At 46.8% G+C, this 22,135-nt stretch carries 17 protein-coding genes; 9 read left to right on the top strand and 8 right to left on the bottom strand.

Annotation, left to right across the window (positions count from 1 at the left end):
* Positions 1–282: 282 nt before the first annotated feature.
* Positions 283–1,227, top strand: coding sequence for a GLPGLI family protein (locus EWM62_RS16990; RefSeq protein WP_129877877.1), 945 nt, complete (start codon positions 283–285; stop codon positions 1,225–1,227).
* Positions 1,224–3,893, top strand: a complete 2,670-nt coding sequence (locus EWM62_RS16985) for a carboxypeptidase-like regulatory domain-containing protein (RefSeq protein WP_129877876.1) — start codon at positions 1,224–1,226, stop codon at positions 3,891–3,893. Before EWM62_RS16990 ends, EWM62_RS16985 begins: the two co-directional genes overlap by 4 nt.
* 307 nt (positions 3,894–4,200) lie before the next feature.
* Here the strand turns inward: EWM62_RS16985 and EWM62_RS16980 are convergent, their stop codons facing one another.
* The 8 genes from EWM62_RS16980 to EWM62_RS16945 form a co-directional block, all read right to left on the bottom strand.
* A complete protein-coding gene (locus EWM62_RS16980) occupies positions 4,201–5,538 on the bottom strand; it encodes a TldD/PmbA family protein (protein ID WP_129877875.1) in 1,338 nt (445 codons plus the stop codon).
* 4 nt (positions 5,539–5,542) lie between these two features.
* Positions 5,543–7,177, bottom strand: a complete 1,635-nt coding sequence (locus tag EWM62_RS16975) for a TldD/PmbA family protein (RefSeq protein WP_129877874.1) — start codon at positions 7,175–7,177, stop codon at positions 5,543–5,545.
* Between the two features lie 361 nt (positions 7,178–7,538).
* Positions 7,539–8,039 (bottom strand): hypothetical protein, encoded by a 501-nt coding sequence (locus EWM62_RS16970; RefSeq protein ID WP_129877873.1) that lies wholly within the window; start codon positions 8,037–8,039, stop codon positions 7,539–7,541.
* Between the two features lie 82 nt (positions 8,040–8,121).
* Complete coding sequence (locus EWM62_RS16965) at positions 8,122–8,712, bottom strand: hypothetical protein (protein ID WP_129877872.1); 591 nt, start codon at positions 8,710–8,712, stop codon at positions 8,122–8,124.
* 4 nt (positions 8,713–8,716) lie between these two features.
* Positions 8,717–9,157, bottom strand: coding sequence for a cysteine peptidase family C39 domain-containing protein (locus EWM62_RS16960; protein WP_129877871.1), 441 nt, complete (start codon positions 9,155–9,157; stop codon positions 8,717–8,719).
* A 552-nt stretch (positions 9,158–9,709) separates the two neighbouring features.
* Positions 9,710–10,438 (bottom strand): RDD family protein, encoded by a 729-nt coding sequence (locus EWM62_RS16955; protein WP_129877870.1) that lies wholly within the window; start codon positions 10,436–10,438, stop codon positions 9,710–9,712.
* On the bottom strand, positions 10,375–10,989 hold the full coding sequence (locus tag EWM62_RS16950; protein ID WP_129877869.1) for an RDD family protein: 615 nt from the start codon (positions 10,987–10,989) through the stop codon (positions 10,375–10,377). Before EWM62_RS16950 ends, EWM62_RS16955 begins: the two co-directional genes overlap by 64 nt.
* A gap of 35 nt (positions 10,990–11,024) precedes the next feature.
* On the bottom strand, positions 11,025–11,651 hold the full coding sequence (locus tag EWM62_RS16945; RefSeq protein WP_129877868.1) for a DUF4159 domain-containing protein: 627 nt from the start codon (positions 11,649–11,651) through the stop codon (positions 11,025–11,027).
* Positions 11,652–11,891: 240 nt separating this feature from the next.
* Between EWM62_RS16945 and EWM62_RS16940 the strand changes: the two genes are divergently transcribed.
* From EWM62_RS16940 to EWM62_RS16910, 7 genes are all read left to right on the top strand, one after another.
* Entirely contained in the window at positions 11,892–12,887 is a 996-nt protein-coding gene (locus EWM62_RS16940) for an AAA family ATPase (protein WP_129877867.1), read from the top strand.
* Positions 12,888–12,994: 107 nt separating this feature from the next.
* Entirely contained in the window at positions 12,995–13,873 is an 879-nt protein-coding gene (locus tag EWM62_RS16935) for a DUF58 domain-containing protein (protein WP_238989383.1), read from the top strand.
* A gap of 4 nt (positions 13,874–13,877) precedes the next feature.
* Complete coding sequence (locus EWM62_RS16930) at positions 13,878–15,338, top strand: BatA domain-containing protein (protein WP_129877866.1); 1,461 nt, start codon at positions 13,878–13,880, stop codon at positions 15,336–15,338.
* Entirely contained in the window at positions 15,331–17,451 is a 2,121-nt protein-coding gene (locus tag EWM62_RS16925; protein WP_129877865.1) for a DUF4175 family protein, read from the top strand. Before EWM62_RS16930 ends, EWM62_RS16925 begins: the two co-directional genes overlap by 8 nt.
* Entirely contained in the window at positions 17,451–19,202 is a 1,752-nt protein-coding gene (locus EWM62_RS16920; protein WP_129877864.1) for a hypothetical protein, read from the top strand. The genes EWM62_RS16925 and EWM62_RS16920 overlap by 1 nt, the downstream gene beginning before the upstream one ends.
* A 186-nt stretch (positions 19,203–19,388) precedes the next feature.
* Positions 19,389–21,026, top strand: a complete 1,638-nt coding sequence (locus EWM62_RS16915; RefSeq protein WP_129877863.1) for a TldD/PmbA family protein — start codon at positions 19,389–19,391, stop codon at positions 21,024–21,026.
* Positions 21,027–21,029: 3 nt separating this feature from the next.
* Positions 21,030–22,135 (top strand): TldD/PmbA family protein (locus tag EWM62_RS16910; protein ID WP_129877862.1); only part of this gene is annotated, 1,106 nt, incomplete at its 3' end.

The following is a 22,135-nucleotide window of genomic DNA, read 5'->3' as shown; positions in this document are numbered from 1 at the left end:
GTTGTAAAGCTTGCAATAGTTGTAAAGCTTGCAATAGTTGTAGAAGTTAAAAAGGTTGTAGTAGTTGCAGACATTTAAGCATTATAACCTTTATAACACTTCCAGCACTTATAACCTTTCCAACTTTTCACAACCCTTCCAACAACTACAACCTTTACAACCCTTATAACCTAAGAACGTTAAAAAATGTTAAACTCTACGAATTATTCGTAGAATGACTAATGAGGTAGTTATATTTGTGATGTATTATTAATCAACCTTTTAAAATATATCACAGTTTTTATGAAAAAGTTATTTACCCTGTTTTTATGTATGTGCGCCGCGGCATTGGTGGCCCGGGCGCAAAAACCCGATACCGCTAAAGCCGTAGTGCATTACAAATTTTCGCACCTGCGGGATACCACCAAACCAAACGAGCCCTACACCGAAAACATGGTGTTGTTTTTGGGCCGAAACGCAAGCGCCTACAAAAGCTACGACCGTAAACTACAGGATGCCATGATGCGCAAGCAGGTTGCCGAGCAAATAAAAGCAAACGGCGGCGCGGGTGGCAATATCACTATTAAACGTGGCGGCCCAGGCATTACCAATAACGAGTATTACATGTATCCGGCGCAGAAAAAGCTGGTACGTAAAGAGCGGCTGATAAACAATTACCTGATAGAGGAGCCCCTGCCTGTTATCCAATGGAAAATAAGCAGCGATACCGCCAGTTTCTCGGGTTTAAAATGCCAGAAGGCTACAGGCCATTTTGCCGGCCGCGATTACACCGCCTGGTTTTGCCCCGATCTGCCTTTTCACAGCGGCCCATGGAAACTGAACGGCCTGCCCGGTTTAATTGTGGAAGCATACGACACCAATAAACAGGTAGTGTTTAAATTCGACGGGATGGACGACGCCAGTAAACTGGAAAAACCGGCAGCCGGCAGCGGCGATGGTACAACCATACAATCGGGTGGAGTAATGGTGAAAATGATTGGCATGGAAGATGCCAACGACGACCCCGGCATTATCGCCCTGCCATCAAACGGTATAAAAACCAACGAAAAGGAATTTACCAACCTGAAAGAAGCCATGAAAAAAGACCCTGCCGCCTTTATGCAATCGGCAATGGCAGCATCAGGGGCAAACATCAGGATGGCACCCGGGATGAATACCAATATGAAATTCCAGGTAGCTACCGGCCCGGTTATCAATAACCCCTTAGAGTTACCCGAGAAAAAATGAGCCCACTGAAAAAACTGGTTGCGGCATTCATTTTTTGTATGCTGTGCTCGGCCGTGGGCTTTGCCCAAAGCCTGAAGGGCACGGTTACGGATAGCCTGGGCAAGGCGATTTCTTTTGCCAGCGTTAACCTTAAAGGCAGTGGCAACTTTATCATCGCCTACACCAGCAGCGACGAAAAAGGCAACTATACCCTGCAAATACCCGCCGATGCCGCCAAAAGCGGATTGGTTTTAGAGGTAAGCTGCGTGGGCTTTACCAGGCAGGCCAAACCGGTTACGGCGGCCACTGCGTATAATTTTAAGCTTGCGCACTCGGTTAGCCAGCTGCAGGCCGTTACCGTAAAGGATAACCATCCGCGGCTGCGGGTACATGGCGATACTACTGATTATAAGGTATCAGATTTTAGCAGTCCGCAGGATAGGGTTATCGGCGATGTGATCAAAAAACTACCCGGTATTGATGTGGCGAAGGATGGTAAGATCAGCTACAACGGCAAGGCTATCTCTAACCTGTACATTGGCGGCGACAACCTGCTGGACGATAAGTACAACATCGCCACCAACACTATCCCCAACGGGGTGGTTGATAAGGTGCAGGTAATGGAGAATCATCAGCCCATAAAAATGCTGAAGGACAAGGTAGTAAGCGAGGATGTGGCCTTAAATCTCACCATGAAAAAGGACGCCAAAATGCAACTGGTAGGGCAGGAAACCATTGGCGCGGGGCTGCCCGATAAATACTATGCCGACCTTAATGCCATGATGTTTAAGGACAAGTACAAAGCTATCAATTATCTTAAAGCCAACAATACAGGTAACGATGTAGCGTACGACCTGGTGTCGCACAACATGGCGTCGTACCTCTCACGGCTGGATAATGATAAGCCAAGTACCGTACTGTCCTTAGGTACCGCCGGCGACCCCGACCTGCCGCGCAACCGCTACCTGTTTAACCAGGCGGGCATTTTAAATTTAAATAACCTGGTGAACCTTAAAAACGATGTACAGCTAAAGGCCAACATATCGTACCTGCGAGATAACCAGAAGCAGAACTACACCAAGTTTAGCGAGTATTACCTGCCCGATGATACCATCCGCTATGCGGAAGTACAAAACAACAGGCGCCGCCCGGATATTTTGCATACGCAGCTTTCGGTGAACGTGAACCGGGATAAATATTACCTTACCAATAATTTTATTGCCGATTACAGCCGCAATACAGGCTACTCGGCGCTGACCACCAACGGCACACCCGTAAACCAGGTTTTTAAAGATAACTTAATGGACCTGTCCAACGAGTTTAACCTGATGAAAACCAGCAAAAGCAATAAGATATTTGAGTTTTACAGTTACCTTAACCGCAGCACCGAGCCCGAAAACCGCGTGATAGCCCCCGGCCTGAACCCCGATATTTTTAATAACGGCGTTGCTTACAAGCAGCTAACACAAACGGTGGATATCCCCACCTGGTTTACCAATAACTATATTGGGTATAAGGTGCCAGGCAATTTCATCACGCAAAGCTACAAGGCGGGGTTCAGCCTGCAATCGCAAAATTTGCAATCGGACCTAAATATTACCCAGTCAAATAATTCGGTGAACCTTGTGTCAGACAGCGCGGTGAACAACCTTAACTGGCAGCGCCGCAAGGTATATGCCGAAGCAGGCTACGATATCCCCGGCGATAAATTAAAAATTGCCATTTCGCTGCCGCTAAACCTGCAGCAGATAAGCTACCGGGATAATTATTACAAGCTGGATAAGGACCTTACCCGTTTGTATTTTAATCCGCGGGTATCCGTAAAATACCAAACGGCGGTCGAAAATTTTATCTCGCTGGGGTATAACTTCCGTAACGATATTGGCAACATACAGGATGTTTATAACGGCTATATCCTTAAAAATTACCGCTCGCTGTACACCAATAATGCCGACCTGACCGAACGTAAAACGCAGAATGCATCGCTGGGCTTCAATTACCGTAAAGCCATTACCCTGTTCTTCTTTAGCGTGAACGCGTCGTACACCCACGTCAACGCTAATAATATTGCGTCGAGCATTGTAACGGATAACATCCAGCAGCGCATTGTGCTGCCGTACAATAACAATGTAGACTCGTGGATGGGCAGCGGCAGTATCAGCAAGTACGCTTTTGGCTTGCGCACCACCTTTAGCGCCGGCGTAGCCGTACAAACCACTAAACTTAACCAGATCCAGAACAACATTATACTGCCATACAACACCATTTCGACATTGTTTAATATTGGTGCCGATACCAAAGTGAGCGACAAGGTAAACTTTAGCTACAAGGCAAATTACGACCAAACCACAAGCCGGTCATCGGCAGTGGCAGGGTCAAGCAAATTTCAGCGGTTAATGCAGCAGGGTTCGGTAAATTATAACCCGTTAAACAACCTGTTCTTTAGCGTTGCTGCCGACCACTATTACACCCACCAGCAGCAAGCCAACGACCTGAAATATATTTTTGCCGATGCATCCATGAAGTATAAATTCAACAAGCTAAAGCTTGACCTGGAATTAAGCGCCCAAAACCTGTTCAACACCAAAACCTACAGCGCGCTGTACCTTTCGGCCAATACATTTACCAACAGCTCGTACACCATACCCGGCAGGTTTATGCTGGCTAAGGTGATGTTTAATTTGTAAAGGGGAAGATGTAGTAGTATGCAACCCCCATGCTCCCTTGTTGGTGTCTTCACCAACAACCCGCTTTGCATCCAAACTATCCTAAAGTGTTGGTGAGGACATCTACATAAGAAGTAAAATAAAAATAGCGATGGGTATAAACCCATCGCTATCAATAACATTTGTCATGCTGAACGCAGTGAAGCATCTAATCGCCGATATATATAGCTACCATGCACAGTTTGCTAATAGATCCTTCGCGATGCTCAGGATGACAAACTGATTAAAAATAGCATGCAAACTGCAAACTAAAAACTGCCTAATGAAACTACACCGCGTCAGATAGCGAGCTGAACGTAAAGTCCCTTATCCGCATTGGCGGTATCAGGGCGCTTTGGCTGCTTTCGCCGCTTACGGTGCGCTCTGTTTTGCCAAGGGCATCCAGGTTGTTCAACATTATAACAGGGCTTTCGTTAAAGCGCATGTTCTTTATCGGGAACTTTATCTGTCCGTTCTCTATATAAAAAGTACCATCGCGGGTAAGGCCGGTGTAAAGTAAGGTTTGCGGGTCAACCGGGCGTATGTACCACAGGCGCGTAACCAGTATGCCTTTTTCAGTGCCTTTTATCAGGTCCTCCAGGCTTTGCGTACCGCCTTCCATAATAATATTGGCTGCTCCGGGCACAGGTTTTACACCTTTCTTTTGCGCCCAATAGCGCGAGTATGAAAGGTTTTTCACAACACCTTTTTCTATCAGGCTCATTTTTCCTAAAGGCATGCCTTCGCCATCATAAGTGGTTGCGGGCAGGTCAGGGTTGGTAGGGTCCGAGTATATGTTTACGCGTTCATCAACCATTTTTTCGCCCAGGCGGGTTTTGCCACCCGGCAGGCTCAAAAAGCTGCGGCCTTCGTCGGCGCTGCGGGCATCAAGGCTTCCGTATAACTGCTCAAGCAAAACAATACCTGCTGCCGGCTCCAATATAACGGTGTACTTGCCCGGCTCAATAGCCTTAGCGCCGAGCGACCCGGCAGCTTTTTTAGCAGCAATTGCCGAGAAAGCCTTGATATCTACCTTGCTGATATCATTATAATCTTTGGTAACATAGCCGGATCCCTGTGCATCGGCGGTGCGCATAGTTGCCGAAAAGTTTACGTTGGTGCCCTTGTTAAAAACAAACAGCCCTTTCGAGTTCATCATGGCGCTGCTGGCTGCGCTGTCCTGTAAAAAGCCGGCGGCGGTAAGCTTGTTCTGCTTGGCTATATTAAGGCTATCCTCAACCATTTTACTGCGCTGTGCAGGGGTAATGGCAGCTGTGGCATCAACATAAGTTTCGCCGGAGGCGGGGTAGGTTTGCGGGCCAAGCATAGGCATGTACTCCGGGTTCTCCGGTGCAAACTGCGCCAGTTCTTCCGAGCGTTTTACGGCTTTTTGTATCGACTCGTCGCTGTAATCGTTCAAAGTAATAACGCCCAGCTTTTTGCCAAAGGCCGATGATATGGCCATGCTGCTGCTGCTTATAAAGCCGCTGGTTGATACGTTGTTACGGGCAAAGCGTACGTTTGCCGAATCGGAACTGTAAATGCTAACCTGGCATTCATCAGCTTTTGAATAGCTAAGCACCTTTTTTAAGAGTGTGCGGCATTCGTTTTCAGTTAATATTGCCATGTTATTATATTTTTCTTGCTGTGTTAATTACGTTAACCCCGTTAAAACGGGCTGTTGATGAACCATGAGATACCGCGCTGGCCTGCATTGGCTGGCCTTTGCCGTCAAAGAACGAGCCGCCTAAACGGTAATCGTCCTTATCGCAAACTGCTGTGCAGGCGTTCCAAAACTCCTGGGTGTTGGCCTGGTAAGCTACATCGTTTAGCATACCCACTATTTTACCGTTCTTTATCTCGTAATAAAGCTGCCCGCTAAACTGGAAGTTGTAACGTTGCTGGTCGATAGAGAACGAGCTGTCGCCGATGATGTAGATACCCTTTTCAACATTTTTGATCATATCTGCCGGCGAAAGTTTTTCCTTGCCCGGCTGCAACGATATGTTTGGCATACGCTGAAATTGTACATCGCGCCAGCTTTGCGAATAGCAGCAGCCCTGTGATTCCTTCAACCCGATGATATGCGCCTGATCGCGGATGGCCTGGTAATTTACCAGGATGCCGTCTTTAATAATATCCCATTGTTTGGTGCCTACGCCTTCATCATCGTAACCAACAGCACCAAGCGAGCCCGGCTGCAGTTTATCGGCCACGATGTTTACGTTTTTACTGCCAAAGTTAAATTTGCCTGTTTTCCATTTATCCAAAGTCAGGAAGCTGGTACCGGCAAAGTTAGCCTCGTAACCCAGCACACGGTCAAGTTCCGAAGGGTGGCCAACAGATTCGTGAATAGTTAACCAAAGGTGACTTGGGTCAAGCACCAAGTCGTATTTACCCGGCTCTACGGTTTTGGCTTTTAGCTTTTCGGCAGCCTGCAAAGCAGCAGCGCCGGCATCCTCCAACATATCGTAGCGGTCGCGGTACAGGGTGGTCTGGCATTTTATTTTATCGCTTTCGCGTGGCATCATGTATTCGTATCCCATTCCTCGCGGCGCGCTTAACGAGCTGCGGGTTTCAAATTTGCCGGTTTTATCGTCAATTTTGGTAACCCCAAATACCGGCCAGATGCGGTGAATGTCCTGGTCGATGTATGAACCATCGGTTGAGGCAAAATACTTTTGTTCGTTCACCATAAACAGTACCGAGTTAACATAGTTGGCGCCGTTTTTAAAGGCGGCATCATTAACAGATAGCAGCAGGTCGGTTTTTTCCTTCATCGGCACCTCAAAAGCGTTACGCTCTATAGGTGTTTTCCAGGTAACCTCGCCGTAACCCTTTTGCGGGGCCAGCTGCACCTGCTCGGTTTGCAGGCGCGAGTTCTCTTTGGCTATGGCCACGGCGGTTTCGGCCGCGCGGGCAATGCTATCGTTATCCAGTCTGTCGGTAGCGGCAAAGCCCCAGCAGCCGTTGGCAATAACGCGGATGCCCATGCCGTAGCTTTCCGTGCTTACAAGGTTCTCAATATTTTTATCGCGTGTAACCACATACTCGTTAAGGTAGCGGCCAAGGCGCACATCGGTATAAGTAGCGCCCTTAGCGCGGGCGGCGTTCAAGGCCACGTCGCTCATGCGTTTTTTAATGGCAACATCAACATCGCGCATGCGGGTACCGGGCACAATGGGCGAACCCACCGCGGTAAACTGGCTAAGCATGGAAGCACTTATGCCCATGCCGGTTAGGTAAAGGAAATCTTTTCTTTTCAATGGGTCAGTATTATTTTGCCTAAATATAGATTTAGATATGCAGATGTGCAAATGTGCGGATATGCAAATTTCAGATGGGCAGATGATTTAATTCCCCTCTTGAGAGGGGTAAAGGGTGTGTTAGTGGAGTAGACAAAAGACTCAATGACAGCGCAGCGAATGACTAAACGACTATTGTGAAAAGCAAATGCAGGGGTGCTTGGGTTGCGGTAGTCCCGGTATCCGCTATACAAGGTATACGCTGCTATCGGGTTTAGTGATGTGCGGATGTGCGGGGGAGGAGGCACACGCCGCACGCCAGCAAAAGCATAGCCACGTACTGCGCACGCCGTAGCAGGGTAGCGGGAAGAGAAATATTATGTTAATGCAATTGAGCTAAACCAGCCGATGAAAAATAAAAGTCTTTGCCCTCCGTACTTCTTCCTTTGGGAACAATAACTATTAAGTTGTAAATAAAGGTCCCAATAAAAATAGTATATGCATATATATCTTCCTTGCCAACCGCAATGGCATTGGAAAAGCATGCCTGAAAACCATTGAATTTATGCTCTATTGGGTTGTTAAATTCCACACCCCATGTTTGTTCTAAAATCTTTTTTACTTTAAGAGATATATTTCCGGATCTTAAATTAGCCATAACTGCTGCCGAATCTGAACCGGGCTGTAGCACATTCATTACATCAAATATATAAGCTACGCTATCTTTATCCCTTGCTGCTAAGGTATTCTCCCCTAATTTAACCGGGAGTGATGGGAATTTTACAGATATACTTTCTATTGTGCGTGTAACCCATTCATCCTGCGCCTTTAAAATGGTTGCATGCGATATAAATAGAATAATTATAAGCAGTTTTACTTTCATATTATTAGCCGATCTAAAATGATAATACACCTTATCTCGTATCCGTCCAGGCATTATAATCCCATTCCTTGCCGGATATCAACTATTTGAAATACGGATGCATTGCGTTTATCAGCCATTTTTTATCAGTTTTAGATAAATCAAATCTTATCCATAAAGTATCAGATATTTTACCCAACACTACAGCGTGGTCGTCTTTTATTGAGTTCGAAATAACTTTAAATTCATTAACATTTTGTGTAATTTCAGTTTCTTCTTGAATACCTAATATCGGGTCATATTCAAAACCTTGTATCGGCCCATCATTTTGCGGGTGAAGATTAAGCTTCTCATCTGCAGCTAAATATGCCTTTTTTAATGTATCAATGTATTTTTCAGATACAAAACCGCTTTTTTTAATTTGGTTCAAATAAAAGTTTACTCGTTTAAAATCTACTTTGTAATTATCTGTATCAGACGCAGTATCCGCTTGAAAGATATTTATTCTGTCAAGTTTAGATTTATGTGATATGTACCAATATAAATAACTCGTTGAAATTTCGGCAGGTGACAGTAGGCTATCTCTTCTGTTTTCAACATGTTGCTTGGTAGAAGGTTGCCCCATGCACGTACTTATAAAACACCACATTATACCTCCCAAAAGCAGATAAGTATTATATAATATAGCTTTCATTTAATTATAATATTTTTTTACTTTTTCTTACCATCGTCATTTGATATGCTGCAGCAGCGCCATAATTGGTATCTGACGTGCCTTTAAATTCTCCGGTAGTAGGATTGTAATATAATTTATTTGCCACACTTGTTGCCCGGTTTACCTGATTAGTTGCTCCACTGTCATAAAAGCGGAAATAATTACCATTCGAATCAGTTCCAGAACCAACAATTACCACCCAATGATTGGTTGATTTATCTGAATTTGGACCTCCCGGGACATTGCTTACTCCAACAATTACAGGAATTTTATTTGATAAAGCATATTGTAAATAAGCAACGGCATCTTTTGTTGCCTGTAAGTTTATCGATTGATTTTCCTGATAAACTTGGATTGTTTGGCCTGGAGCTTTTATTTTTGAAATTGTTAACGGCTTGTGAACAATACTGAAATTGATTTTCATCAGGTAGTGATTAAGGTAGGTAGTTTGATTAGGTTGATAAATTATTCTAAGTTGAACAATTTCTTTTAAATTATTACACGTAGAACTACGTGATTTTAAAATCACGTAGTTTACGCATTTTGAAATATCTGTTTATTATTTTGCTAAATTTTCTTTTTTGCGACAAAAAGAACGGCATGGCTCTCTTGAGTGTCAAAAAAATAAACACGCCACGAAAAAATGAACATCCACAGGCCTTACAACTTAAAACTGCCCTTCCTAACGAAGAACTAATTTCCTGCTTTTCTATTGGGGATTGCCACGCTATCGCTCGCAAAGACGTGAGGGAGCGCGCTCGCCGGTATATCATTTTTTTCAATGTTCATGGTGTCGCAATCGTGTCAGTACTTATTTAGTGAACTGGTTGATTATTAGCGCGTTCATGAAATGCGCTGCATATGCGCAAACGTGAACGTGAACATTTTGCGGAGCTTCACCCAACCCTCTTAGAAGGAGAGGTCTTTAAAAATTTTGTTAAAAGTCTTCCCTAACGGGGAAGATTTAGAGCGGCTTTTACCTATTTCGTATCAGCACATAAGTTCTGGCCCATTTGTCGTGCCAGGCTTGCTTGTGGTCGTCCCAAAGCACAGCCAGGTACCCAACCATAAATACCGTAGCCGAAATAAATTTACCCAGGTTACGCAGCAGCGCCCTGATAAAGCTAAGCTTGCGGCCTTCTGAATCAACCACCACCAGCCTGAACATTTTTTTGCCAATGCTGCCCTGCAGCGGCGAAAACTCGCAAAGGGCGTGGTAAGCCGCGATGATCAAAAAGCTGGTAAAATTATATTTTAACATCAATATTAGGTCGTCGACAGTTGCATGGCCTTCGATAGCCCTGTTGTAAACCGTTGTAAAAGTTGCGGGTTTAAAAAACGACACCGGGTAACTCATGATAAAGGTATCGGCAATGTACGCCAGTAAGCGCCAGCCAAAGCCTGCCAGGTTATCCTCGGTAGGGAAATAGATGCCCCTTGCTTCAAAATATTCAAAAAATTCGGGCAGGTCTGATGCCCGCTGCCAGTCGTTGGCCAGTGGCGATAGCACCATGGTATCCACATCAAGGTACATATCAAGCACTTCTTCAAGCGTGTATGGGCCCTCTTCCTTGTCTTTATTAAATATATAGTAGTTATTTTCTGTCATGGTAATTAGTGCCGAAAGATACGGATTTAGTATCAGCGGCGTATAATATAGGTTTTTGCCATCTGGTCGTGCCAGCCCTGCCTGCGGTCGTCCCAAAGAATATTTAAAAAGCCCAGGCCCAAAATAATGATGGATAGTAGCTTGCCTGAGTTTCGCCCCAATGCCCTTAAAAAGGTTATTCGTGTACCATTGGAATTGACAACACAAAGCTTGCAAACAATTTTGCCTATGCTGCCGCGAAGTTTGGTAGCTTCAAAAACGGCATGGTAAACAATCATTAATGTAATGCTGAATAAATTTAAGGCGTTTTGGCTTTGGTCAGTTTCGATATAACCATTTGTTAATAAACCTGTGGCTGCGTAATATACCGTAACAAAAATTATCGTTATTACTACAATAACAATATAATCGATAACATAAGCAAGCAGTCGCCACCAAAACGAAGCGAGGTTGGCTTTGGTTGGAAAATAGATGCCCTTTTCGTACAAATACTGGGCAAACTCGGGCAGGTCCAGCATCTCCTGCCAGCCACTTGCCAGGGGCGATAGTACTATGGTGTGCACATCAAGGTTCATGTCCATAACCTCGTACTGGGTATGCGGGCCAACTTCCTGGCCGTTTATAAGCAGGTAATAACTATTGATCATTAGAGGAAAGGTAATAATAATTAGTTAAAACCTGTTTACGAGTTCATAGCATAAACAATAATATTCACGCCAAATTTGGTGTTGTCCTCCGCCAGGAAACGCTTGTTGCGGAAATCGTAATCCCACTCGCAGCCGTAATCCTTACTGCTGTACAATACGCCTATGCGGCCGTTTATTTCAATGGCTTTAAGGTAATCGTGCACCAGGTCGTCGCCCCAACCGTTCAGCTCAAAGGCGGTGGTAGGCGGGCCTTTTTCAAACTTAAAAAACGAGCTGTAAAGCTTGTGGTTATTGGGGATCTTCTTCAGCGCGGTTGGCCCAAACAAAGCCGACATCTGCGCCTCAAACGATTTGGCGAACAGCCCGTCGATATCGTGGTTGCAATCGTCAACAAAAACAAAGCCGCCGTTTTGCACGTACTTTTTAAAATTGGCTTTCTCTTTGGCGTCAAACTGCACCAGTTTATGGCCGCTTAAGTAACAAAAAGGGTAGCTAAAAATATCGTCGCTGCTTAGAGGGATGATCTTTTCGGCGGTATCAATGGGGATGGTGGTGTACTCCAATAGAGAATTGAGCAGGTTTGATGGCATGCGCTGGTCGGTGTCCCAATCGCCGCTGTGGTAGCTTAACCTTGTAAAAGTAAATTTTTGCCCGTATGCCATCTGCCGCTAAAAGTCTAAAATTAAAACAAAAATATTGCCTGCCTCTATTAATAAACTTAACAGGGTGTAAAGTTTTAGATACTTTAGGGTGATTTTGATAAAAAAGCATGGTATTTAGTTAAAAGCATAATATCTTGTAGCCTCTCCACGGCCCTCTCCGGAGGAGAGGGAGTGAAAAGTATTGTAACTTTAGTTCCCTCTCCTCCGGAGAGGGTTAGGGAGAGGTTAAATACAAACACATTGGAACTGACCGAGAAAAATATAAAAGCCCTGCTCGAAAAATTACCGGCGCTGAAAGCCGAGATCCAAAAGGTAATTGTGGGGCAGGATGCCATACTGGACGAACTGCTGGTTGCCTTTTTAGCCGGCGGCCATTGCCTGCTTGAGGGGGTACCGGGACTGGCTAAAACACTGATCGTTAAAACTATGTCGCAGGCGCTGCACCTGGCGTTCAGGCGCATCCAGTTTACGCCCGATCTGATGCCTACGGATATCATCGGCACCGAGATATTGGAAGAAGACCACGCCACCGGCAAGCGCTTTTTTAAGTTTAACAAAGGCCCTTTGTTCGCCAATATTATTTTGGCCGATGAGATAAACAGGACGCCGCCCAAAACGCAGTCGGCATTGCTGGAGGCCATGCAGGAATTTGAGGTGACCTATGGAGGGCAAACCTATCCACTGGATAAACCTTTCTTCATCCTCGCTACCCAAAATCCGATAGAGCAGGCGGGGACTTACCCGTTGCCCGAAGCGCAGTTAGACAGGTTTTTACTGCTGATAAAAATTGGCTACCCCACCCCCGACGAAGAATTTGCAATACTAAACCGTACCACAGGCACCAAAAAGGCCGATGTAAAAGCGGTAATAACCGCCGCCGAAATTATGCAGGCCCAGGAACTGGTGAGGCAGGTAACCATTAATGAAGACCTTACCCGCTATGTAAGCGAACTTATTCGCGCCACCCGACCGGATACAACCACTACCGCTTACGTAAAGGAATGGGTGCGTTGGGGCGCCGGCCCGCGGGCAGGGCAGGCTTTGATATTGACTGCCAAGGCGCGCGCATTGCTAAAAGGCCGATATTCGGTTTTGATGGAAGATATTCACGCTATGGCACCCGCTGTTTTAAGGCACCGTATACTGATGAACTTTAAAGCAGAAGCGGAGGGGATCACATCAGATAAAGTAACCGCCGAACTGATTAAAGTAATAGAACGCAAAGGCTCATTGTAGCCCCACCCAAACCCTCCCCGAAAGGGGGGGCTTAAGAAAATAATTCACCATTAAAATATAAAGTCTCTCCGCTAACCAGCGGAGGAGATTTAGAGGGGGCTAAAACCATGCTCGATCCTAAAGTATTAATGACCATTAAGGATTTGCCGTTACTGGCGAAGACGGTTATTGACGGCTTTATGATTGGGTTTAATAAAAGTACCGTAAAGGGACCCGGACTGGAATTTAGCCAGTACCGCAGCTACCAGCCCGGCGACGACCTGCGCTGGCTGGATTGGCGGATGTTTGCCCGCAGCGACAGGTACTACATCCGCGAATCGGAGATAGAGACGAGTATCTCGGTAAGGTTTTTAGTAGATGCCAGCGCATCCATGAACCACGACGATAACGGGGTAAAAAAAATAGATTACGCCAGGTTTTTGGCGGCATCACTGGCCTACCTGGCCAATTTACAGGGCGACTCGGTAGCGCTGAATGTGTTTAAGGATGGCGAACTCTTTTCTACGCCTTCCAAACCCGATCCGCAGCACTTGCAGCGGCTGTTCTATCACCTGCAGCAGGTTGACCCTGCAGGTAAGTTTACCAAGCCGGTGCATTATAAAGAGCTTTTTGCCGGCACCGGCCGCAAGGAACTGCTGGTTTTTATAACCGATATGTACCAGGCCGATGGCGAGATCAATACACTCCTCAATTCCCTATCCGCATTAAAGCACGAAATTATCGTGTTCCACCTGATGGGGCAGAATGAGTTGGATTTTGAGTTTAAGGGTTTTTCTACTTTAGAAGACCTGGAAACCGGCGAAACCATACAGGTGAATACGCAACGCGCAAAAGATGGCTATAAGGAAAAACTACAGGAACATTTGTCGGCTATTAAAAGCAATTTAACAGGGAAGCGTATCGCCTATAAAATGGTAAGCACCGCGCAGCCTTTAGATGAAGCTTTAAGGGAATTTTTGGTTCAGCGAAAAAAGGGGGTAAGGTAGCCATATGCAATTTTTAAACCCCATATGGTTTTTCGCGCTGGCGGCATTAAGCATCCCGTTTATCATTCACCTGTGGAATATCCGCCCGGGCAAAACGCTTAAGGTTGGCAGCATCTCGCTCATTACCGAAGCATCAAAAAGCACCCGCCGCAGCTTTAAACTACTGGATATTTTACTGCTGATACTGCGCTGCCTGTTGCTGGCATTGCTGGCTATGGTATTGGCATCGCCTTTTTGGCAGAAACCAGCTTCTTCAAAAAAAGAAAAGGGCTGGTTGCTCATCCCGAAGGAAACCCTTAAAGCAACCTACCCAAAATTTAAACCGGCTATCGATTCCTTAACCAGGGCAGGTTACAGCTTTCATTATTTTAACGCGCAGTTTGCCGGGGGCGATCTGAATACAATAATGGCTGACACTACCCTTAAGCACACCATCGCCAAAGCCAATTACTGGAGTTTGATCAAAGCTTTAGACCGGCAGCTTTCGTCCGCCACGCCGGTTTACTTATTTACACCAAATGGCATCAATTACTTTAAAGGCAGTCGTCCACAGGTCGACCTGAACCTGCATTGGCAAACCTACACCGCTGCCGATTCGGTAAGTAAATGGATAGCCTCGGCAGCGCTAACCAATAGCGGCAGCATTAAAGTTACTTTAGGTAATAGCAGCCCTGCTGGAATTTTTTATATCGAACAATCATTACAAAACGGCGGCAGTTCGGACATTGCGGTCAACGTGCAAAGCGGGCGGCCCTTTGTAAGTTTAAAAGACAAAAAGGATCAGCCTGTTGCTGTTGATACCGCCACCTTGCGTATTGCCATTTACACCGATAAATTCCAGGTTGACGCAGGGTATTTAAAAGCAGCGTTATTGGCAGCTGTCAACTTTAGCGGGCGCAAAGCGATAGTAAAGCAATACAACAATCCCGGTCAAATACCGGGCGGGCAAAGCTGGGTGTTTTGGTTATCCGAACAAGTGTTAAGCGGCTCTGCTAAGAACAGCGAAAATATTTTCAGGTACGAAACAGGTAAGACAACCGATGTGGATTCGTGGATAGAGCCGGGGCATATCGCGTTAGCAAAACATATCGATATCAAGAACGAAATTGAACCCATTTGGGAGGACGGTTTTGGTAAACCTGTGCTGGGCTTGGATGGGCATACTTATTATTTTTACAGTCGCTTTAACCCGCTTTGGAATGACCTGGTTTGGAGCGATGATTTCCCGAAACTGATACTAAAACTTATTAGTGGTAACACGGTTAGCCAACCCCCGCGGCACGACAAACGTATATTAAGTAATGCCCAGATACAGCCGGATATTAAAAAGGAGAGCAAGGTGACCGCGTCGGTAAAAACCGCAGGGGAAAGGGATCTGTCACGCTATTTTTGGCTTTTAATGGTGGCAATCTTTATCGCCGAACGCATGCTAAGTCATAAAACTAAACAAACAAGCAATGGCTGAGCAGGGTGGGTTATATAAAATACAAAGCCTGCGCCGTCGCTGGATAGTTTACCACGTGCTGGAGGATGTGCTGCTGTCCGTTTACGCGGGTTTGTATGTTGGCGCGCTGATCTATTATTTATTGTCGCCGACCTTGCTGTGGGGTATTATCACGTTCCCGTTAGTGTTGGCTATAATGCTGGCCATGAATCGCCCGTGGCAAATGAGCGGCGAAAAAATAGCCGCCTTTTTGAACAGCGAATACCCGGAGTTGCAGGAAAGTAGCCAGCTATTATTAATCCCTGCCGAAGACTTGAATCCCTTGCAGATTATCGCGTCTTCAAAAACGGCGGATGTTTTGGCCGATCTGAAAGTTTCGCATAAGCCCTTTGCCAAGCGTTTGGTAGTAGCATTTATATCGCTGATAGTCGCTACTGGTTTAATATGGGCGCTTGGGAGGATCTTCCATATCGAAAGAATTTTTTACGGGCCAAACCGGCCGGTTGCTGTTTGCGCGCCCGCCACAATGCCCGAGAAGGTATTACCGCAAATAAGCGGTGTAGCAGTTACCATCACCCCGCCTGCATATACCGGCCGGCCTGAACGTACGCAAGATAAGTTTAACTTATCGGCAGAAGAGGGTGCTGCCGTTACCTGGCATATCAAAACCAATATTGCCATAAAAAAAGTACTGCTGATATTTAACGATAAGGAGCAGCTACAATTAAAAAACAACAATAAGCATACCGAATGGTATGTTTCTAAAAATATCACTAACCCCGGTTTTTACCAGGTGAGCATCGATGGTAAATTGTCCGATCTGTATTATGTGCAGGTGGTCAAGGATACCGCGCCCGTGATCCGTATAAAATCGCCAAAGCAATATACGTATATAGATGCCGGGGAAGCGCCAAAAGTAACCATTGGCGCTGTTTTGAACGATGATTACGGCATTGCCAATGCTACGATTATGGCAACAGTAGCCAAGGGCCGCGGCGAGGGGGTTAAATTTAAAGAGTACAAACTGAGTTTTCCGCAGGGGTTCGACACGCGTAAACCGCTGTATGATGTGCAGAAACTCATCAACCTGCCAACCCTGAATATGGAACCGGGGGATGAACTTTATTTTTACGTACAGGCGCAGGATACCCGTAAGCAGCTAAGCCGTACTGATGTGTACACCGTAAGCATACAGGATACCGCCGAACTGCTAAGCATGAACGGGATGCTTGCCGGTGTAAATGTAAAGCCGGAATTTTTCAGGAGCGAGCGGCAAATCATTATTGATGCGGAGCAGTTGTTGAAAGATAAGGACAGTATTAGCGTGGAGAAATTTAACGCGCGTAGCAACGATTTGGGTATCGACCAGAAACTATTGCGCCTGCGTTACGGTAAGTTTTTAGGCGAAGAAGGCGAGGATGCCATTGGCGCGCCCGGCAACGAGCCCGCCGACCCGGCCGATTTTAGCAATGCCAAAAAGATCCTGAAGGAATATACCGACGACCACGACAACGCCGAAGATGCGGGATTTTTTGAGCCGGCAGTAAAAGCCCAGCTAAAAGCCACCCTTACCGAAATGTGGAAGGCCGAGCTGCAGCTGCGCCTTTACAAACCACAGGCAGCCTTGCCATTTGCCTACAAAGCCCTGCGGTTACTGAAAGATCTGCAACAAAAATCGCGTTCGTACGTGGCTAAAACCGCTTATCAGCCCACGCCGCTAAAAATGGAAAAACGCCTGAGCGGCGAATTGGATAAGATCATTCAACCGGTGAACAGGCAGGATATTAAACCCCCTGCCGACCAGTTAGATGCGTTGAAAAAGGCGGTAAATGTACTGGAAGCTTTAAAAATTAACCCGGCGCTTAGCGCTGCCGATAGCAGAACGCTTCAGTTGGCTAATCAGCAGCTAAGCTTGCGGGCCGCTGCGCAGCCGGGCGCTTACCTCCCTGCGTTGAATGCCATGCGGCGGATACTATCTGCGCCAAAGGTAAATACGAGGGATATAAATGTGGTGGAAAGCGCTTTGCAAAAAACGCTGACTACGCTTAAAAAGATGCCATCTTCCGGAGAGGGACCCGCGGACATGGGCCTGTCAAAACAGTATTATAAAAACTTAAAACAAGCTAACCGTTAATGCAGGGCAACTTTACATATCTGGTTATCGCGGTTTGCATTTTGCTGGCTTTGGGCTTTGCATGGCAGGAGTACAGGCGCGTTAACAAGCGTAATTTGCTGTTACGGGTGCTGGCGGTTTTGTTAGCTGCGGCATCATTGGCCTGTATCGCGTTACCCATCAAATACACCGGCAGCGTAACCAAGACGGGTGAACATAACGCCATTTTATTGACCGATGGTTTTAATACCGATAGTGTTAACGCCGATTCAAATATTTTAACAACCGATGCAGCCATCAAAAAGGCGTACCCCAAAGCCAGGCTGATAAACGGTTTAGATGAACTAAGCCAAACTGATAAACTGCATATTTACGGCTACGGGTTAAACGATGATGAACTGGCCCAACTGGATAGCCTGCCAATTATGTTTCACCCGGCAAACCCTGCCGCGGGGGTAAGCCATATCAACTGGAACGGCCGAATAAAAGCAGGGGAAGCATTGCATGTGCAGGGCATCTACAATAATACATCGGCACAAAAAGTAAAATTGGTATTACGGGGATTGAACACCGGTTTAGACTCCGTAACGCTGCCGCCAAATACCCGGACAAACTTCGACTTAAAAACCACCCCAAAAACAACGGGGAAGGTGGTATTTACACTGCATGCAGATACAAGCCTGCAGGGCAGTATTCCGCTTGAGATTACGCCCGTTAAACCGCTAAAGGTTTTAATGCTTTCGGCTTCGCCGGATTTTGAAAGTAAGTTTTTAAAGAACTGGCTTACCGAGAACGGATATGCTGTTGCCCTGCGCGCGGCCATTAGCAAAGGGAAATTTAATAGTGAGTACATCAATATCGTGCAGCTAAGCCTGGATAAGTTATCGTCGCAAACGTTCGAAAAATTTGATGTCCTTATCGGCGACCTGTCGGTATTGAACGCGCTAAGCCCGGCAGAAACCGGCGCGTTAAAACAGGAAGTTGCAGATAAAGGCCTGGGCCTTATCGTTAGGGCGGACAGCACCGGGAAAGCATCCTGGCTGCAAAAACAATTCCCGGTAGATAAACCATCCGGCAGGGAGCCTGCACCCGCGGCGCTTATCATTAACAGCAAAAACAGCGTGAGCAAGCTTAACTATGGTTTAGCACATATTATTTATCAAAACGGCACCCAGCCGCTGGTAAAAACCGCGCAGGGGCGGGTGCTGGTAAACAGCGCGATATCCGGTTCGGGCAAGATCGTTTTTACGGCTTTGGGCAACACCTTCAGTTGGACGCTTAGCGGTAACAAGCAGGATTATTCGGCATTTTGGTCGGTATTGGTTACCAGGGCGGCGCGTAAGGATGGGGAGGTGCAGAACAGTATCGGGTTTTTATCCCTACCTTATGTAAATGAACCCGCACAACTAAATATCGCGTCAGCAAAAACATCATCCCTACTTATTAATAGGCAAACCACGGCATCGGCACAAAACCCGAATGTGCCTTTTGAGTACAGCGCGGCCTATTGGCCGGCAACAGTGGGCTGGCAAAATGTGGAGCAGAACGGGATGCAAAACAGCTGGTACGCTTATGCAAAAAATGACTGGGCAGCCGTGCAGGCAACCGGTAGAATATCGGCCACGAAAAAATATGCGGATGTGCACAAAATAACGGATATTGTAACAAAACAGATACAGCAAAAAGTTCGGATTGATGTGCCGAAAATATATTTTTATATCCTGCTGCTGGCAGCGTGTACTTTTCTTTGGGTAGAAACTAAGTTTTCGTAAAAATATATTTTATGCCCTCGCCCGGTTCCAGCCGGGTGAGTACTATATACGGCCCCTTGGCCGAAGTATAAAGGTTGGCGGCCGGCGGCCTTATAATATTGGTCACTCGCGACGGCGCGAGCGACAACGATGAATTAAATTTAAAAGTGTTGCCTTAGGGCATAAATAGTAAAAGGAGGACAAACTTTGAGAAGAAGAGATTTTATTTACTTAACGGGCTTTGGCGCCGGGGCTATGATGCTGCCGTCGTTAGATGGCTTCGGTAAAAACATTGATGCGCAGCAGGCACTTGAGGGTGTTGATGTGCGCATTAAAAAAGAACTGGCCGATGCCGGGCTTACCGCCGCGAAAAGCGCCGGCGCCAGCTATGCCGATGTGCGCATTGGCCGCTACCTTAACCAGTTTGTTATCACCCGCGAAAACCGTGTGCTTAATGTAGCCAATACCGAATCGTATGGCGTTGGCATCCGTGTTATAGCCAATGGCTGCTGGGGCTTTGCCGCTACCAACGAGGTAACCAAAGAAGGCATTGCCAAAACCGCCAAACGCGCTGTTGCCGTTGCTAAAGCCAATGCCAAATTGGGCAGTGCGCCGGTGCAACTGGCCCCGCAAAAAGGTTACGGCGAGGTAAGCTGGAAAACACCTATCGAAAAGAACGCCTTTGAGGTGCCGATAAAAGAAAAGGTTGACCTGCTGCTTGGGGCCAACGCATCGGCCATGGCAGGTGGTGCCAACTTTGTAAACTCCACCATCTTCGCGGTGAACGAACAAAAATATTTTGCCTCTACCGATGGCTCATATATCGACCAGGATATCCACCGTCTGTACCCGGCATTTACCGTAACCAAGATAGACAGCGCTAAAAACGCTTTCGAAACCCGCCGTTCGCTTAGTTCGCCGGTGGGGATGGGTTATGAGTATTTAGTGCCTTTGGATTCCGAAAAAGTTACCGGTGTAACCCCACGATACAAAAAGCGTTACGATATGCTGGAAGATATGAAATTTGCCACCACACAGGCGGCAGAGAAGATCTCAGCAAAATCTGTAGACCCCGGCAAATACGACCTGGTGCTTGATCCAAGTCACCTTTGGTTAACCATCCACGAATCTGTAGGGCACCCAACCGAGCTTGACCGCGTGCTGGGTTATGAAGCCAACTTTGCCGGTACCAGCTTTCTTACGCTGGATAAATGGAAAAGCGGCAAGTTTAATTTCGGCAGCAAGGAAGTTAATATAGTGGGCGATAAAACCCAGGTAGGCTCGCTTGGCGCTGTTGGTTACGATGACGAAGGCGTAGGCTGTAAAAAGTGGGATATCATCAAAGAAGGCACGCTGGTAAACTACCAGGCCATCCGCGACCAGGCGCATATCATCGGCCTGAAAGAATCGCAGGGGTGCTGCTATGCCCAAAGCTGGCAGGATGTACAGTTCCAGCGCATGCCAAATGTATCGTTACAGCCGGGCAAAGCCCAGTTGAGTGTTGATGATATGATCAAGAACGTTGAGAAAGGCATTTACATCATCGGCGACGGTTCGTTCTCTATCGATCAGCAGCGCTATAACTTCCAGTTTGGCGGGCAGCTTTTTTATGAAATAAAAGAAGGTAAAATTGCCGGGATGCTAAATAACGTGGCTTACCAGGCCAACACCCAGGAGTTTTGGAACTCGTGTGCGCAGGTTTGCGATGAACGCGATTACCGTTTAGGCGGCTCGTTCAACGATGGCAAGGGGCAGCCCAGCCAAAGCAGCGCGGTATCGCACGGTTCGTCAACAACAAGGTTTAACGGTGTTAATGTAATCAACACAAAAAGAAAGATCGGATAACATATGCCTATATATACTAAAGAACAAGCACAGGCTTTATTAAAGAAGGTGCTTAGCTATTCAAAAGCCGACGAATGCGAAGTAAACCTTGGCGGCAGCGAGGGCGGTAACGTACGCTATGCCTTAAACGCGGTTTCAACCGCCGGCGATATCAGCACGGTGGGCCTGGGCGTAACCTCTGTTTATGGCAAAAAAGCAGGCTCGGCCACTATCGACCAGTTTGACGATGCATCGTTAGAGCGCGTTGTACGCCGGTCGGAAGAGCTGGCGCAGCTGGCCCCCGAAAACCCGGAATATATGCCTATGCTGGGCCAAAGCGAATTTAAGGACGCCATCACCTATAACGCTAACACCGCCGCCATGACACCCGAAAGCCGCGCCGAAATGGTTGGCCAAAGCTTAAATGTCACTAAAGAGGCGAAGCTGTTTGCAGCCGGTTTCCTGGAAAACTCAACCGGGTTTAACGCGGTGATGAACTCTAAAGGCCTGTTTGCCTACAACAAAAGCAGCGACGTTACCTTCTCGGTTACCACCCGTAACGAGGGGGGCACCATATCCGGTTATGCGGCGCGTGGTTTTACCGACGTATCAAAGCTTGATACCGCTTCGGCAACGCGTGTGGCCAGTATGAAAGCCAACGCATCTACCGGTGCAAGGGCTATAGAGCCGGGTAAATACACCGTGATACTGGAGCCTGTTGCAGCAACCTACATGCTGGAAAATATGTTCCGTTTTGATGCGCGCAGTGCAGAAGAAGGCCGCAGTTTTTTGAGTAAAAAAGGTGGCGGCACCCGTTTGGGCGAGCAACTGATGGACCCCAAGGTGACTATCTATTCAGACCCTTTCAACCCCGACCTGCCCGGTTCAACCTGGGGCGGTGATGGGCAGCCACGCGAAAAAACCGTTTGGATAGATAAGGGTGTGGTTAAAAATCTTTCATACTCGCGCTACTGGGCGCAAAAGAAAGGTGTAGCGCCATTGCCCGGCCCAAGCAATATCATTATGGAAGGTGGCACGCAAAGTTTAGAGGACCTGATAAAAGGCACTGAAAAGGGCATCCTGGTTTCCAGGCTATGGTACATCCGCATGGTTGATCCGCAAACGCTGCT

This window comes from Mucilaginibacter terrigena (assembly GCF_004168255.1).
In the GTDB taxonomy this organism is placed as follows: Bacteria; Bacteroidota; Bacteroidia; order Sphingobacteriales; family Sphingobacteriaceae; genus Mucilaginibacter; species Mucilaginibacter terrigena.
The sequence above is the reverse complement of the archived record's forward strand: the minus strand, read 5'-3'. Positions and strand labels throughout refer to the sequence as shown.

Bases quoted from the DNA above. Each gene is read 5' to 3' on its own strand.
- EWM62_RS16990 (WP_129877877.1), top strand. From the start codon at position 283: ATGAAAAAGTTATTTACCCTGTTTTTATGTATGTGCGCCGCGGCATTG.
- EWM62_RS16985 (WP_129877876.1), top strand. From the start codon at position 1,224: ATGAGCCCACTGAAAAAACTGGTTGCGGCATTCATTTTTTGTATGCTG.
- EWM62_RS16980 (WP_129877875.1), bottom strand. From the start codon at position 5,538: ATGGCAATATTAACTGAAAACGAATGCCGCACACTCTTAAAAAAGGTG.
- EWM62_RS16970 (WP_129877873.1), bottom strand. From the start codon at position 8,039: ATGAAAGTAAAACTGCTTATAATTATTCTATTTATATCGCATGCAACC.
- EWM62_RS16965 (WP_129877872.1), bottom strand. From the start codon at position 8,712: ATGAAAGCTATATTATATAATACTTATCTGCTTTTGGGAGGTATAATG.
- EWM62_RS16960 (WP_129877871.1), bottom strand. From the start codon at position 9,157: ATGAAAATCAATTTCAGTATTGTTCACAAGCCGTTAACAATTTCAAAA.
- EWM62_RS16950 (WP_129877869.1), bottom strand. From the start codon at position 10,989: ATGATCAATAGTTATTACCTGCTTATAAACGGCCAGGAAGTTGGCCCG.
- EWM62_RS16945 (WP_129877868.1), bottom strand. From the start codon at position 11,651: ATGGCATACGGGCAAAAATTTACTTTTACAAGGTTAAGCTACCACAGC.
- EWM62_RS16935 (WP_238989383.1), top strand. From the start codon at position 12,995: ATGCTCGATCCTAAAGTATTAATGACCATTAAGGATTTGCCGTTACTG.
- EWM62_RS16930 (WP_129877866.1), top strand. From the start codon at position 13,878: ATGCAATTTTTAAACCCCATATGGTTTTTCGCGCTGGCGGCATTAAGC.
- EWM62_RS16925 (WP_129877865.1), top strand. From the start codon at position 15,331: ATGGCTGAGCAGGGTGGGTTATATAAAATACAAAGCCTGCGCCGTCGC.
- EWM62_RS16920 (WP_129877864.1), top strand. From the start codon at position 17,451: ATGCAGGGCAACTTTACATATCTGGTTATCGCGGTTTGCATTTTGCTG.